Consider the following 13,856-nt stretch of genomic DNA (forward strand, 5'->3'; position numbering starts at 1 on the left):
GTCAGCGTGGCTCGGCGGCTATGAGTGCTTCCAGTTCGTAGTCGACTCTCGTGTGAGCCTGCGACTCATCAGGTCGATCATCGCGAGGCGATCATGGCTTCGGAGCGGTGCGGGTGGGTTTCGTAGTCGCGGGCGAGGCGGCGGTGATTCATGAGCCACCGAATGTCCGCTCGACGACCCAGCGCCGGGGGATGACCTTGAAGCCCTTCTGGCCAGGGTCGCGGCGGGTGACTTCGACGTCGATGCCGAGGGTGGCGCCGTGGTCGACGGCCTTGGTTCGATAACCGCTGTCGGCCCATGCCTTGGTGATTCTGGGGTGGGCCTTGGCGATGCGCGAGAGCAGGTGGATCCCGCCGACGTTGTCGGAGACGCTGGCCGCGGTGACCCAGACCGCGAGGAGGAGGCCGAGGGTGTCGACGCCGATATGGCGCTTGCGGCCCGCGATCTTCTTGCCCGCGTCGATGCCCTGGCCGGTGGCCGGGACGTTGGCGGACGTCTTGATGCTCTGGGCGTCCAGGACGTATGCGCTCGGTTCGGCGTCCCGGCCTGTGGCCTCCCGGACAAGTCGGCGGAGCAGGCCGTTGAGCTGGTCGAACACGCCGTCCTTCTGCCAGGCGGCGAAGTATCCGTAGACGGTTTCCCACGGAGCGAAGTCGTGGGGAAGATAGCGCCAGGGGATCCCGGTCCGGTCCACATACAACACCGCGTCCATGATCCGGCGCAGGTCGTGCTCAGGCGGCCGCCCGATATCCAGGCCCTTCCCTCGCCGCTCGGCCCGCCAGGCCGACACAATGGGCTCAAGCAGTTCCCATCGGGCATCGGACAGGTCACTCGGATACGGCCGCTGTCGAGACATGTTTCGATAGTTCCGTCAAGCGGCATCCCACCACAGGGCGCAAACAGGTGTGAGTGGGGGCGTCTTGGGATCAGACAGGAGCGAAGGGGCTCAAACGGACCCTCGACCGTCGTCACCCGCAACAGGTGCCACGAAAGTGACCGCCAGCCTCAACCTTCACAGGCACTCCACTCATCCAAGAGCCCACCAAACACCCCCGCCGGGACAAAACGCTCTTCAAAGTCACAGCGCCCGTCCGGCCGTGTGCGTGGTGACGCCCGGCGGGCCGACGAATCCCAAACAGGACAGTCGAGACGTCAGTCAGCCGAGGGGTCAGACCCACCCGCAGCGTCACCACGAACATCATCACTGTCAGCCGAGCAGCCCGGCCTCGCTGAAGGTCTTCACCAGGTGCTGGTGGTCGGCGGCGCGGGTGAGCTGGAGCAGCTCGGTCTCGGCGGTCATGTAGGGCCGGTGGCCCGGCTTGATGTGGAAGGCGTCCCCCGTGGTGAGGAACTCCTCGGTTCCGTCCGTGTATTCGACGCGGACCTCTCCGCGGAACAGATAACCCCAGTGCTCGACGGGGCAGGCGCGGTCGGGGAAGGCCGTGAGGAGGTCGTCCATGCTGTATCCGGCGGTGCAGGTCTCGAAGGCGAAGTGCATGTCGCCCAACTCCGACCACTTGCCCACGTAGCCCGGGGTCTCGACGGTGACGGCTTCATCGTTCTTGTTGGCGTGCATCTCTCTGCTTTCGGTGTAGGGGTGAACTTCTCTTGGTGGGGTGTGGTGGGGAAGAGGTTGCCTCGCGTGCCGTCGCGGTTGCGGGCACGCGCTTGGAACCTCTGTGAGTCGCGGCGCTGTGTCACGGGACGCTGTTCCATCCTCGCCGGGTCGCCCCGGACCGCCCGGACGGTGTGAGGGAACGTCTACACCTGGGCGGCGGCCTCGGCGGCTTGCGCAGTCACGAGCTCCGCGGCGCGCTTGGCCCGCCCGGTCGGCCGCCACCCGACCATGCGGAGCACGCCGGCCGGCCCGGGGATCGAACAGGCCCTTGGCGAGACGGCGGCCTCGCGGTTGCGGAAGTCCGCGTGCACCACGTCCGCCGCCAGGGCCCGGTCACCCGTCTCAAGGATGCGGAAGAGGCCGCGACCCAGTTCCGAAGCGTCCATTCCCATTTTGGCCAAGCCTTTCGTCGGCGATCGGCGCTGCGGGCTTCGACTGGGCACAGTGCGGCCCAGATCCCGCCGGCACACGGCCAGCGGCCCTCGAAGCACGTTCAGGTAACACCTTACCTAATGAATTCACGGTGTTAGCATCGGATTATGTAGACCAAGCGCCCTTATATGTCCCCGCTGCGTGAGCAGGGCGCGGCCCGCACCCGTGAGCTCATCCTTCGCGAGGCGACGGCGCTGTTCGCCGCCCGCGGCTACGGGCGAGTGGCCGTTGCCGACATCGCCTTCGCGGCCGGGGTCGCACCCAAGACCGTGTTCGCCAGCGTCGGGAGCAAGAGCGACATCCTGAACCGGATCGTCGACCAAGGCGTGGCGGCGTCGGGCTACCGGCAGGCCGCCGAGGACATGCTCGCCCTGCGTACCCCGGACATGGTCATCGGGGCACTGGCGAAAGGGACGCGGGCGGGCAACGAGAACCAGCACGCCGTTCATGAAGCCATCCGCAAGGTATTGCCTGTTCATGAAGACGGTGAGGCCCTCTGGTGAAGCTTCCCCTTGATCGTGGACACCTGGAGACTGGGACCTGAGGTTCCAGAGGAAGTAGTGCGAGGTGGGAAACAAGTACACGAAGCGGTACACCGAGGAGTTCAAGCGGGACGCGATCGCGCTCGTCGACTCCTCTGGCAGGACGGTCACCGCGGTCGCCCGGGAATTTCCGGTCGCCCAGCAGGAGCACGCCAGCCCGTAGATCCACGGCCAGGCGGCGGGCGTATTCCATTTCGCCGGTCGTGGCAGGGCCGAACACGGCCCCGAGGACCGACCTGGTCCCGCAGGTCACCAGCGCGGTCAGATGCAGTTGCGGGTAACCCGAGGTCCCGCTGCCGAGTCGCTGGCGAGTGAATACCGTCAGGTTGGCCGGGCAGTCCGGGACCGGCAGCGGAGTGCCGTCGACCGCGACAACCCTCAAACCCCGCCGCCGGGCCCCTCGCCAGGTCCAACAGACTGGGCAGAACGTATGCGAACTGAATGGAGTCGAGCGTGACGACGACAAGGGTGATCGATCTGCGGCACTACAGCCGGGGAAGCCTCCCGGAAGGCTTCAAGGAGATGCTGATCGATGTACACGCCGACTCCTACGCCGATGCCATGTGACAACGAGTTCAACCAGCGGTTTCCCTGGTTCGTCGACCACTGGTCCGCAATGGACGGCTACGCCTGCGTCGTCGCTTTCGACGGGGACGAACCGACCGGCCTCGCCTACGGCGCCCCGCTGCAGCCGGGGCGTGAATGGTGGCGCTCCACGGAGTTCGAGCCGGACGACGGCCACACCATGACCTTCGCCGTCTCGGAGGTCATGGTGCGCCCGCGGTGGCGGAAGCAGGGCATATCGGACCGTCTGCACGAGACGCTGCTGACGGAGCGGAGCGAGGATCTCGCCGTACTCCTGGTCGACGTGACCCACCCGAAGGTGCAAGAGCTCTACGAGACGTGGGGCTACGCGAAGGTGGGGGAGCAGCAGCCCTTCGCCGACTCCCCGGTGTACGCGGTGATGCTGAAGAAGCTGCCCGCCTGAATGCGCCCGTCCACGCCCCCGCGTTTCAGCCGCGGGGGCGTTGCGCCCGCGGTTCTATTTCCCGGTGGCAAAACAGGTCGTTGTGAACGGGCTCACGGAACTGCGGACAGAGCCGCGTTATTCCCCATCAGCCCCGGCGTGCGGCTGCGAACCCTGGCTGAGGTTGTTGACCATCTCGGCCAGGCCGCGAAGACCGGGATCATCGACGGCACCGAGATCCGTGTCCGCCGCCCGGCTGTCGGCCGCAAGGACCGGGACAGGTTCATCTCCGGCAAGAACAAGCAGAACGCCGTGAAGGCCATGGTGTTCACCGACGGGGACGGGCGGCTGCTGTTCTGCAGCCCGACCAAGCCCGGAAGCTGCGCGGACATCACCCACGCCCGGGAGTTAGGGCTGGTCAAGCTCTTGGCCGACGGTGCAGGGGTCGAGATCCTTGCCGATGCCGGCTATCAGGGACTCGGAGCACAGACCGGCGGACGCGTCGTGACGCCGCCGCACCGCAAGTTCAAGAAGAATGCCCCGGACTGGTACGAGGAGATGCACGAGCGCCAGCGCAAGGCGCATTCCTCACGCCGCATCCGGGTCGAGCACGGCATCGCCCACCTGAAGAACTGGCGGGCGCTGGCCCGTCACCTCGGCCGCCGCGAGCACATGGACGACACCGTCCAAGCGATCGCCGGCCTACTGTCCCAGCAGCAGACCGCAGACCGGATCCCGACTCGGCAGACGTGAGCACCAAGGCCCCACCGACGCCACCGACGTCCCACCGCTATCCGTGCACGAGCTCGTTAATCTCGTGAGCCTGTGGAGCGGCGAACCGAGCTCAGGCGCAATCACCGTGTGTGGTCGCCGGGAGCGTATCGGCTCCCGGTTCCTCCAGCTTCGGTGGCCAGGCGGGTGGCTTCTTGTCGTGGTAGCCCAGTGCCTTCGTGATGACGGGAGCCGGGGCTTGGAGGACGAGCTGTCGGATCCCGTGCCGCGCGCCCGCCGCGTCGGCTGTGAAAATCCGCGTGCGGTCGCACGGGACGCAGTGATAGACATCCGGCGTGCAAAACACTCTGGCATTCCCCGACCTGCTGCGACTCATCGACGAACGGTCGGGGGCCTTCCGCTCCGCGGTCGCCGCCGCTCCCAGCCTCGATGTGCAGGTGCCGACCTGCCCCGGGTGGACGCTGCTCGATCTGGTGAAGCACCTGGGTGGGGGAGACCGTTTCTGGGCCGCCATCGTCGGCGCGGGGCCCGCCGACGCTCCCCCGGCCGAGGCCACCGCTGCGCGCGCCGCTCTGGAAGTGCCGCGGGAGCGTGAGGTCCTGCTGGCCTGGCTGGCCGCGTCGACGCAGCTTCTGGTGAGCGCCCTGCGCGAGGCAGGACCGGAGAGCGGTGGCTGGACGTGGTGGCCTGCGTCGCAGTCACCGCAAACCTCCGGCGGTATCGCCCGGCATCGGGCACAGGAGACCGCGGTGCACACGTACGACGCCCAGCTCGCCGGGGCCGCCTCGCAACCGCTGCCGGTCGAGGTGGCACTCGACGGTGTGGAGGAGTTCCTGTTCACCGTCTGCGCGACGCCGAGTGCCTGGCCGCACAAGCCCACGGCCTTCGCCTTCCACGCCGCGGAGGGCCGCTCCTGGCGCCTCACGGTCGATGGCGACGGCGCACGCGTCACCCGCATCCCCGCGGACACTGCCGCGACCGACGAGGATTCGGACGTAGCCGGCGCCTCCGTCCATGGCACGGCCAGTGAGTTGGTCCTCTACTTGTACGACCGTATCCCGGCCGCCTCCTTGCACGTTGACGGAGACGCAGGGCTGCTCGACCTGCTCCGCGCCTGGGAGCCGGAGGTTAAGTAGGACGTATCGGCCCGGCAAGCTGCTGTTCGCGTTCTTCGCCACGCGAGCCCGTATGTGATGCGGGCGGCGCTGATGTCGGGGCAGTGCGCGATCAGCGCCAGGGCGGCGACATCGTCGTCCAGGTGGGCCGGAGCGCGGGTCACGTAGAGGGCGCCGAGGTCTTGCTCGTAAGGGTGGATCATACGCGGTTCAACGCCGGACGGGAGCGGAAGGCCATCACCCCACGGTGACTCTGGCCGCGCTTCGCCTGTGGCTCCGCCCCTGATCCCTCGAACGCCCTTCCACGGCAGCCATGCCGATTGACTCAGTCGTCCGCTGCGACGAGGAGAGTGATCCGTCCATCTGAGCGGTCAATGAGCACGAACTCGTGGAAGTACTCTTGCATACGCCCCCAGTCATGAATGGCCTCGTCGCCGGGATCGCTCACTAGGCCGTGTATCGAAAGTGAATCTTGGGCTGTGAATGATCACGGTTCATGGGGCGGGGAGATCTCACGGACGAGCAGTGGGCGGTGCTGGAGCCGTTGTTGCCGAAGGGTGCCAGGGCGGGTCGGCCGCCCGTGTGGCCTCGGCGGCGGTTGATCGACGGCATACGCTTTCGCGTCCGGACCGGTGTTCCGTGGCGGGACGTCCCCATCGAGTACGGACCGTGGAGCCGGGTCTACGACCTGTTCCGCCGATGGCAGCGGAACGGCACCTGGCAGCGGATCCTCACCTGTCTCCAGTCCCTGGCCGACACGCAGGGTGCGATCACGTGGGACTTGAACGTTGACTCCACGGTCTGCCGTGCCCATCAGCATGCGGCCGGGGCCCGCAGGCAGGGCGACCTGCAGAAGGAGCCGCCGGGCGGCATCTTCACCGAGCCCCGTGATCACGGGCTGGGAAGATCACGTGGCGGTTTCACCACCAAGCTCCACCTGGCAGTCGAGCAGGGCCAGAAACCCATGTCGATCGTGATCACGGCAGGACAGCGCGGGGACTCACCGCAGTTCGAACCAGTGCTGGAGAAGGTCCGAGTGCCCCGCATTGGGCCGGGGCGGCCACGCGTCCGCCCCGGCCGGGTGCGGGCGGACAAGGCGTACGCCTCCCGGAAGAACCGCGCCTACCTGCGCCGCCGCGGGATCCGCTGCACGATCCCGGACAAGGCCGACCAGGCGCGCAACCGCCAAAACCGCGGCTCCCGCGGTGGCCGGCCGCCGCATTTCGACCCGGTCGACTACCGCGAGCGCCACGCGGTCGAGTGCGGCATCAACCGTCTCAAAAGGAACCGCGCTGTCGGCACGCGGTATGACAAGCTCGCGGTCCGCTACGAGGCGACTGTGCTGGTCGCAGCCATCAACGAATGGCTATGACCGGCACGTGATCACGCGTCAAGCCCACACCGCTTTGACCACGGCGTGGCCTGCCGAAGCCGCCTGCCCGTAGAACGCTTGCAAGTCCCGGTGATGTTCGAGGTGCTCCTGCCTGGTCCAGCCGAGGGGAGTGAACCTGGCATCGACAACGTTCCACAGATCGTCGAAAGAGACAGTCGCAAGGAAACGCGCGGCCTGTGACACTCCAGACGGCTCCAGAAGCATCAGCGGCGGGTCGGAGGGGTCTGCATCAGTGCTGTGGGGCACGGGGCGGCCGCCGTAGATCGGCAGTGTCCAAGGCTCGTCGGCGTCTGTGCAGAGGGCATCGGCCGCGGCATAGAGGTCGTTGACAGCGTTCCAGCTCTTGTTGATCGAGTGGGCAATGCCTGCTGCGTACTCGGCTTCGTCGTTTTCCCAAGCCTCAGACATGAACGCGGCGAGCCAGGTGTGATCGTCCCGAATCTCGGACTCCGCCGCGGCACGAAAGTGCAGGTAGATGCTCATGACGATGAATCCCTCAGCTCGACGACCCACCCGACGGGTCGAACGGACAGAATCTACTTGAGGGCGCTGACAGCCATGTGTCGTCGAGATCGACTCGCACCATCTGGCAGGACTTTCGGTACACGGCCTAGGTACGACAAGCTCACCGTTCGCTACGAGGCCACAGTCACCATCGCCGTCATCAACGAATGGCTCTGATCTCCCGGGTCGGCCCGGGCCAGCGGAAACGAGGTATCGCTGCAGGTGGCCGGGCTTCTAGCCTGTGGTCCATGTATCAGCCCAGACGGCACGACCGGCGCCCTGCTCGCCGCAAGCCACCGGAGCGAGCGCGACGCCAGTCTTCGCAGCTTACGGCCGCCGGAGCTGACGTGGTGCTGGTCGGGTACTTCTCTGCGAAGCAGAAGGACTTCGAATCCCTCATGACCTCGGCAGCCCAAGAACTGGCAGCACGGGGCGCTCATGTGGTCGTGCAGATCGTGCAGCGGCGAGGCGTCTCGGACGGCGGAGTTCAGAAGATGAGCCTGCCCTACTCCTCGCGGACCCTGCTGAGCTACGGAAAGGTCCGCGAGGTAGCTCAGGCGTGCGACCAGGCCAATGCCGACGCGGTGATCTTCATAGCGTCTTTGACTGAGCGCCAGCAGCGCGTGCTGACAGCAACGCTCGGCCGCCCTGCTGTCAGCCTCTCCGACGCCCTCGCCACTGACTGACCGTTACTCGAAGCGGGCTTTTGAAACAGGCCCTAGCCCGCGTCGGCCTCGGGCCCTCAGCCTGTCCAGCCTCCGCCACCCGCAACAAGTTGGTCCGCCGACTCCGTCAGTGGACCATGAAGAAAGATCGAGGCGGGCAGTCCGCGCCGTCACTATCGGCGCCGCGAGCAGGTCGTAGGAACGGAGGGCTGCCGCGAGTTGCAGCCTGACGTCGTCATCAACGCGATCGTGGAGAGCGCACTCCGATGTGTGTAGCGGTGCAGGCCGCCTCCCCCTGGACCGCAGCGGCGCGCACCTGGGGTCGTCCGCTGGAACAGGCTTGCCGAGAGGCTTTGAGGCCGTCCTGTGCAAACTGCCCGACGGCCCAACGCCCTTTTCCGCTCGGCAAGTCGACCGGCGTTCGCAGCGCTGAGGAGGACGCGGACCGGGCGATGTCATTCTCCCGTTCGAGAGCCGTTGCCTGGTGGGTGGCGGCCTGTAGACTGCCAAAGTACTTGCCAAATCAACTACATGGAGTTCGCGTGGAGATCAAGAAGATCATTGCTGTGGTCGGTGCCACGGGCAAGCAGGGCGGGGGGTTGGTGGACGCGGTCCTCGCCGATCCGGACAGCCCGTTCGTGGTGCGTGCCCTGACGAGGGACTCGAGTTCGCGCGCGGCGGAGGATCTCGTGGCACGCGGCGTGGAGGTCGTCGAAGCCGATCTGGACAGTGAGTCCAGCCTGGCCCAGGCCTTCGCAGGAGCACATGGCGCCTTCGTCGTGACGGATTTCTGGTCCCCGCTGACTCCCGAACAGGAAGCGGCCAGGCCCCGACCCGTCAGGGAGTTCGAGCAGGCTGCCAACGCGGCGCGAGCGGCCAAGGCCGCCGGCGTCAGCCACGTGGTGTGGTCGACCCTGGAGGACACACGGCCCCACTTCGAGGGCACAGGAGACACGGTTCCCCGGGTCGAGGGTGGCTACACGGCACCTCACTTCGATGTGAAGGCCCAGGCAGACGCGATCTTTGCCGAACTGCAAGTGCCCACGACCTACCTGCGGTTGCCGTTTTTCTACGAGACGCTCTTCCTCGGCATGGGACCAGTCCGCAACCCGCGCGGCGAGCTGGTCCTTTCCATTCCCATCGCTGATCGCAAGATGACAGTGATCGGAGCCCAGGACATCGGCCGCACGGTGCACCTCATCTTCAAGTCCGCCGGTGACTGGATCGGTAAAACGGTGTCCATTGCGGCAGAACACGTCACCGGCGAACAGCTCGCCGAGATGCTCTCCGCGGCCGTCGGCGAGAAGGTCACCTATCAGCCCTACAGCTGGCCCGAGTTCCGCGGTCTGCCCATCCCGCACGCGGTCGCGGTCGCCAACGGACTTCAGTTCCTCGCCGAGAGGTCGGACGACACGGAGCTGCGGGACATCGAGCTGACCCACAACCTCAACCCCCAGCTGGAAAGCTATGAGACCTGGATCGGGAAGAACCGGGCTGCCCTTCGCGCGCTCAACGCCTGATCGCCGCACCACGAGGGAGCGGCCCTGTCGGGTCCGCGGCTGCTCCCCGTCCGTCATCCCCGGAGAAGACCGCCAACCGGAACAAGAAGGGCCGCCGGGGTGGCCGGCCCCTCGGGCACGACACCGACTGCGATCTCTCGGTTTCGTGGCAGTGAACCACCTGCAGGAATACCGCCCTGTGGCAGTGGCATCGCCGCGATCTCTCACACCCATGACAGCGCGCTCCCATTCGGAAACCGGCACCGACCTGCACCAACGCACAGAACCTCACCGCCTCTCACTCCGCTGTCACAGAACGGAGAGATCGCACCGTGGCGAGTGGCCGCACCCGGCGCTGACCTGCCGTGGTGAGTAGCCGATCTCACGGGTGAGCGGTCCGTGCCCACCGGGGGGCACGGACCGCTCTGGTTGGTCCGTGTGCGGAACCACTTCCAGGCTGCGCTCCCGGGGCAGCCTGGGCAACCGGCAGCGCTCTGACCTGCTGTGGTGAGTGCGGACAAACGTGCGCCATTTGGCGGTCGGCAAAGTGGTTGTGACTGGTTGGTCGTGGGCAGTGTCGAACGTCTCTGCGGGGAACTGTCATGATCTCGACCATGGATGAGACCACCGAGGTTCTTACGAGCTGGTGCGTGATTGCGTTGGAGACGTGGGTGCCTGACCTGACCTGGGGCTTTGTGTCAGTCGGTGGTGTTGTGGTCGGAGACGAGGCCGGCGATGGCCCGGTAGGTGGCGGGCAGGTTCTCCCGGCGGTGGGTCCAGTGGGTCAGTTGCTTCCAGCGTTTGTGGTCGGCGAGGGCGTGTTCGACGGTGATGCGCTTTGAAGAGTGCCGGTGTCGGGCTCGTAGGCGGGCTTCGAGGACCTCGGGTGGGCTGACCTTGTTTCCCTTCCTGGGCGGGGTGACCGCTTGGCCGGGGTGGTCGCGATGGAGTCCGAGGTAGCCGTGGTCCAGGAGGACTTCCACGTCGGGAAGTGCTGGAAACAGGTGCCGATGTCTTCATTGCGTGCGGCGGTCGCGTCATGCATCCGTTCTGGTCGCAGGGTGTCGGTCCAGAGTGTGCGGCCCTGATGGTCGGCGATGACGGTGGCCTTCATCGTGTTCTGCTTCTTCTTCCCCGAGACGAAGGAACGGCGTCCGCCGCGGCTGGCCGGGGGCCGGCGGACCTGGACTTCGGTGGCGTCCAGCCGCAGTGCGATGCCTTCAGCCTTGGCGTATGCGAACACATCCGCCAGGGTCCGCAGCCGCAGGCCGGGCCGGTCTGGGACCGCGCATCCCCGCTCGGCCAGCAGCCCTCGTGTCTCACCGATCGCACGGGTGATCGTGGAGCGGTCGACGCCGAACAGCAGCCCCAACGCTGCATGCGGCAAATCATGCCGCAGATGAATCAGTGTGGCCACGACCCGGTCGACGAACACCAGCCGATGCCGGACACCCGCTCCTGCCCCACGCTTCCTGGCCCCGCCGCGAGCTTCGTAACGCCGGCCCTCGACCACGGCCTGCCAAGGATCGGCCAACTCCTCAACCAGGCAGGCCAGATGGCCCCGGGAGACCCCCGTGAACACCTGATGCGCGAGAACCGTCCGACTGACCATGATCGCCACAACCGGATCATGCCACCCACCAGCAAGAACACCTCACCCGCAATCACGCACCAGCTCGCGAGAACCCAAGTGGCGCGGCACGGGCAGCTCGGTGTACCGGCCGGTTAACTATCAGCTCGCTGCCCGTCGCCACATCAGTGGTGCGTGAACCTATGGACATCTCACACCGTTTCATAAGTGACGCTGCGTCAGTGGCGTGACTTGTCCGCGCTCTTGCTTTCCCTGGGTGTGAGGGGGCGCGCACCACGTGCCGCCGACACGTCCGCTTCCCGTGGCGCGGCGAGCCTGTCCGAAATACTGGAGAAGAAGTGAAGAAGGACCAGCTGTTCACCGGACTGGGGCACCCGCCTAGAGATGCGGTGAGTGTTGATGCCTCGATGGTGTCGCCCCTTCGCTCCTACTTACTCGATAGTCTGCCGGTGGATCTGAGCGCTGTTGCTGCGGGTCGTATGACGTACCGTGAGCTTGCGGACAAGCAGGGGCAGCTTCTGTCCTCACTTGGGCCGCACGCTCTCCGCGTCGACGACCTCGCCGTGGCGCAGGTGATTCAGCTCGATCTCCTCTTTATGATCAACGGGTTCCTTCCCGGCGGCCCTGAAGTAGTTCCGCGCCACCTGTCGGATGCTGTAGCGGCCCAGTGCGCCCGATTTCCCTCTCTCGATCCCCACATGAGCTACGAGCTGCTCATCGATGTCAACGCGGGCGAATGGCACCGGAGCGGCGACATAAGGGTGTTCACCGAGGGAGAGCTCGGCCGGTTGGAGCGGGACTTCTACCTGGGGCACCATCTGGCTGAGCCCACCGTGCGGTCCGCCTTCGAGCTGCTGTGCACGCTTCTCCAGGAGGCGGACGGCGTGGATGCGGCCGAGACGCTGGGCGCGGTCCTGCGAAGCCTGGAGGAGTTCAGGCTGTACATGGCGCAATACGGCAAGCTCACCAGGGACGCGTTCAACTCGTTTCGCCAGTACCACATGGGGCACCCGGGCGGCCCCCGAGGCGCAAGCGGGGCCTTCATGCCCAGTGTTCAACTGCTGGAGCTGGTCCTCCTCGCGCCGACAACAGAGTATGAGGTCTACCTCGACCAGTCCATGGCCTACTTCCCGGACTGGTCCCGCCCTCTGATCGCGGAATGGCGGGAGGCGTCCAGTCAGGGAGACAACGTTGTCGACGCGGTTCTCGACGGAAGGCTGAAGCTTGACGACGCCGCCGCCGCTACGTTGCTGGATGTCATCGACAAGTTTGCGGACTTCCGCATGGTGCATCTCGGCGTCACCCGTAAGACGATCCCGGAGGCGTTCCCGCCCGGGAGTGTGGTCACCAAGAAGGGAATCGCCCGACAGACCGGCGAAGCGGACATCCTCGACGACCACAATCCCGGCACGTCCGGCTTCAGTGTGCATAACGTGCTCGTCAACTCGGTGTACCGGCTGCTGGAGGCTCGCCGAAGCGTCGCAGCACGCGGACAGACGCCGACGGACGGAAGGACCAAGTGACGATGTCAGCCTTCCAGGTGGCCGTTGTCGACCCCTTCGCGACCAGCTTCCGTTACACAGACACGTTCAGCGCGATCGGTGGCGAAGTCATTCAGGTCAGGAGCACAGTCGCGCTTCTGCCGGCGGTGTTGCCCGTTGACACCTCCAGATTCAGCCACACCCTCGTCAACGACGGAGACCTTGAGAAACTTGCCGAGCAGTTGGCGGTGCTGCAGCCGTGCGCTGTGCTGCCCGGCCGGGAATCCGGCGTGGAGCTGGCCGACGCGCTTTCCGAACGGCTCGGCCTGCCCGGTAACGGAACCGCGCTCAGCGCGGCTCGCCGCGACAAGTACACGCAGATCGAGCGGATCAGATCGCTGGGAATCCCCGCGATGCGACAGATCCGTACCAACGACGAAGCGGAACTGCACGCCTGGCACGCCCTTGCCGGTGGCACGGTCGTAGTCAAGCCACTGCGAAGCGGGCGGGGCGAGGGAGTCCGCTTCTGTGATCGCCCTGAGGAGTCGGTCGCCGCTCTGCGGGCCGTCAGGGACCGCACGTCCGTCCTCGGGGAGAAGATCACCGAGGTCGTCGCCCAGGAGTATCTGGTGGGCGCGGAATACATCGTCAACACCGCCAGCTGCGACGGTGTGCATCAAGTCACCGATGTGTGGAGCACGGATCGCATCAGCGCAAATGGCGTCAGGGACCTGGTCGTCGCGCAGATTCTCCTCGACTCGGACGACCCCGTAGTGGGCGAGTTGGTGCCCTTCGCCCATCGAGTGCTTGACGCCCTGGGTATCCGTTATGGCGCGGCGCACGTGGAGATCAAGCTGACGCCCGACGGCCCGCGACTGGTCGAGGCGGCCGCCCGTCCATCCGGGCTTCCCTACTTCGTCGCGGATGTCATAGGCGAGGGCCAGCTCGAATGGGCCGCCGATGCTTACGTCAGGCCGGAGCGGTTCATGGCCCGTGCGGGATCGGCGTACCGGCGGCGAACCGCGTTCGCCTGGGCGGCACTCGCATCGCCGGTCGCTGGCCGTCTGACGCGCTACCGTGCGCTCGACGAGGTCAAAGCGCTGGACAGCTTCGATGACCTGAATCTCATCGTGAAGCCCGGCGATCCGATTGTTCCCACGACGTGGGATCTGGGGTACCCGGCAACCCTGACCCTGCGGCACTCTGTCGAGGCCGTCCTGAGGCGGGACCTGAACACACTGCGCTTCCTCGACGGCGCAGGCATGTATGAGGTCGACACGGACGGGCATTCGGACCTGCCTACGGATGCCGTCTAGA

At 66.3% G+C, this 13,856-nt stretch carries 12 protein-coding genes and 3 pseudogenes; 10 read left to right on the top strand and 5 right to left on the bottom strand.

Going from position 1 to position 13,856, the window contains the following annotated elements:
- Positions 1-18: 18 nt before the first annotated feature.
- The 3 genes and pseudogenes from OG206_RS31980 to OG206_RS31990 form a co-directional block, all read right to left on the bottom strand.
- A pseudogene (locus OG206_RS31980) lies at positions 19-856 on the bottom strand (IS5 family transposase).
- Positions 857-1,207: 351 nt separating this feature from the next.
- A complete protein-coding gene (locus OG206_RS31985) occupies positions 1,208-1,576 on the bottom strand; it encodes a hypothetical protein (RefSeq protein ID WP_327122064.1) in 369 nt (122 codons plus the stop codon).
- A 185-nt stretch (positions 1,577-1,761) separates the two neighbouring features.
- Positions 1,762-2,004, bottom strand: coding sequence for a hypothetical protein (locus OG206_RS31990; RefSeq protein ID WP_327122065.1), 243 nt, complete (start codon positions 2,002-2,004; stop codon positions 1,762-1,764).
- Between the two features lie 174 nt (positions 2,005-2,178).
- On the opposite strand from OG206_RS31990, the gene OG206_RS31995 reads away from it, so the two are divergent.
- The 6 genes and pseudogenes from OG206_RS31995 (at position 2,179) to OG206_RS32020 (ending at position 6,778) form a co-directional block, all read left to right on the top strand.
- A complete protein-coding gene (locus tag OG206_RS31995) occupies positions 2,179-2,553 on the top strand; it encodes a TetR/AcrR family transcriptional regulator (protein WP_327122066.1) in 375 nt (124 codons plus the stop codon).
- 64 nt (positions 2,554-2,617) lie between these two features.
- Positions 2,618-2,755 (top strand): transposase, encoded by a 138-nt coding sequence (locus tag OG206_RS32000; protein ID WP_327122067.1) that lies wholly within the window; start codon positions 2,618-2,620, stop codon positions 2,753-2,755.
- A gap of 278 nt (positions 2,756-3,033) precedes the next feature.
- Positions 3,034-3,580 (top strand): annotated as a pseudogene (locus tag OG206_RS32005) (GNAT family N-acetyltransferase).
- A gap of 138 nt (positions 3,581-3,718) precedes the next feature.
- Positions 3,719-4,312: a transposase family protein gene (locus tag OG206_RS32010; RefSeq protein ID WP_327122068.1), complete on the top strand. Its 594-nt coding sequence runs from the start codon at positions 3,719-3,721 to the stop codon at positions 4,310-4,312.
- Between the two features lie 314 nt (positions 4,313-4,626).
- Positions 4,627-5,427 (top strand): maleylpyruvate isomerase family mycothiol-dependent enzyme, encoded by an 801-nt coding sequence (locus OG206_RS32015; protein WP_327122069.1) that lies wholly within the window; start codon positions 4,627-4,629, stop codon positions 5,425-5,427.
- A gap of 475 nt (positions 5,428-5,902) precedes the next feature.
- Complete coding sequence (locus tag OG206_RS32020) at positions 5,903-6,778, top strand: IS5 family transposase (RefSeq protein ID WP_327122070.1); 876 nt, start codon at positions 5,903-5,905, stop codon at positions 6,776-6,778.
- 18 nt (positions 6,779-6,796) lie between these two features.
- On the opposite strand, the gene OG206_RS32025 is transcribed toward OG206_RS32020, so the two are convergent.
- Positions 6,797-7,282 (bottom strand): DUF1877 family protein, encoded by a 486-nt coding sequence (locus OG206_RS32025; RefSeq protein ID WP_327122071.1) that lies wholly within the window; start codon positions 7,280-7,282, stop codon positions 6,797-6,799.
- A 368-nt stretch (positions 7,283-7,650) separates the two neighbouring features.
- On the opposite strand from OG206_RS32025, the gene OG206_RS32030 reads away from it, so the two are divergent.
- The gene (locus OG206_RS32030; RefSeq protein ID WP_327122072.1) at positions 7,651-7,989 is read left to right on the top strand and encodes a hypothetical protein; all 339 of its coding nucleotides are present in this window, start codon (positions 7,651-7,653) and stop codon (positions 7,987-7,989) included.
- A 521-nt stretch (positions 7,990-8,510) separates the two neighbouring features.
- Positions 8,511-9,488: an NmrA/HSCARG family protein gene (locus tag OG206_RS32035; protein WP_327122073.1), complete on the top strand. Its 978-nt coding sequence runs from the start codon at positions 8,511-8,513 to the stop codon at positions 9,486-9,488.
- A gap of 677 nt (positions 9,489-10,165) precedes the next feature.
- Here OG206_RS32035 and OG206_RS32040 read toward each other — a convergent pair.
- A pseudogene (locus OG206_RS32040) lies at positions 10,166-11,079 on the bottom strand (transposase family protein).
- Between the two features lie 317 nt (positions 11,080-11,396).
- On the opposite strand from OG206_RS32040, the gene OG206_RS32045 reads away from it, so the two are divergent.
- Both OG206_RS32045 and OG206_RS32050 read left to right on the top strand, forming a co-directional pair.
- Entirely contained in the window at positions 11,397-12,581 is a 1,185-nt protein-coding gene (locus OG206_RS32045; protein WP_327122074.1) for a hypothetical protein, read from the top strand.
- Between the two features lie 2 nt (positions 12,582-12,583).
- Positions 12,584-13,855, top strand: coding sequence for an ATP-grasp domain-containing protein (locus tag OG206_RS32050; RefSeq protein WP_327122075.1), 1,272 nt, complete (start codon positions 12,584-12,586; stop codon positions 13,853-13,855).
- Position 13,856: the final 1 nt, after the last annotated feature.

This window comes from Streptomyces sp. NBC_01341 (assembly GCF_035946055.1).
Taxonomy (GTDB): domain Bacteria; phylum Actinomycetota; class Actinomycetes; order Streptomycetales; family Streptomycetaceae; genus Streptomyces.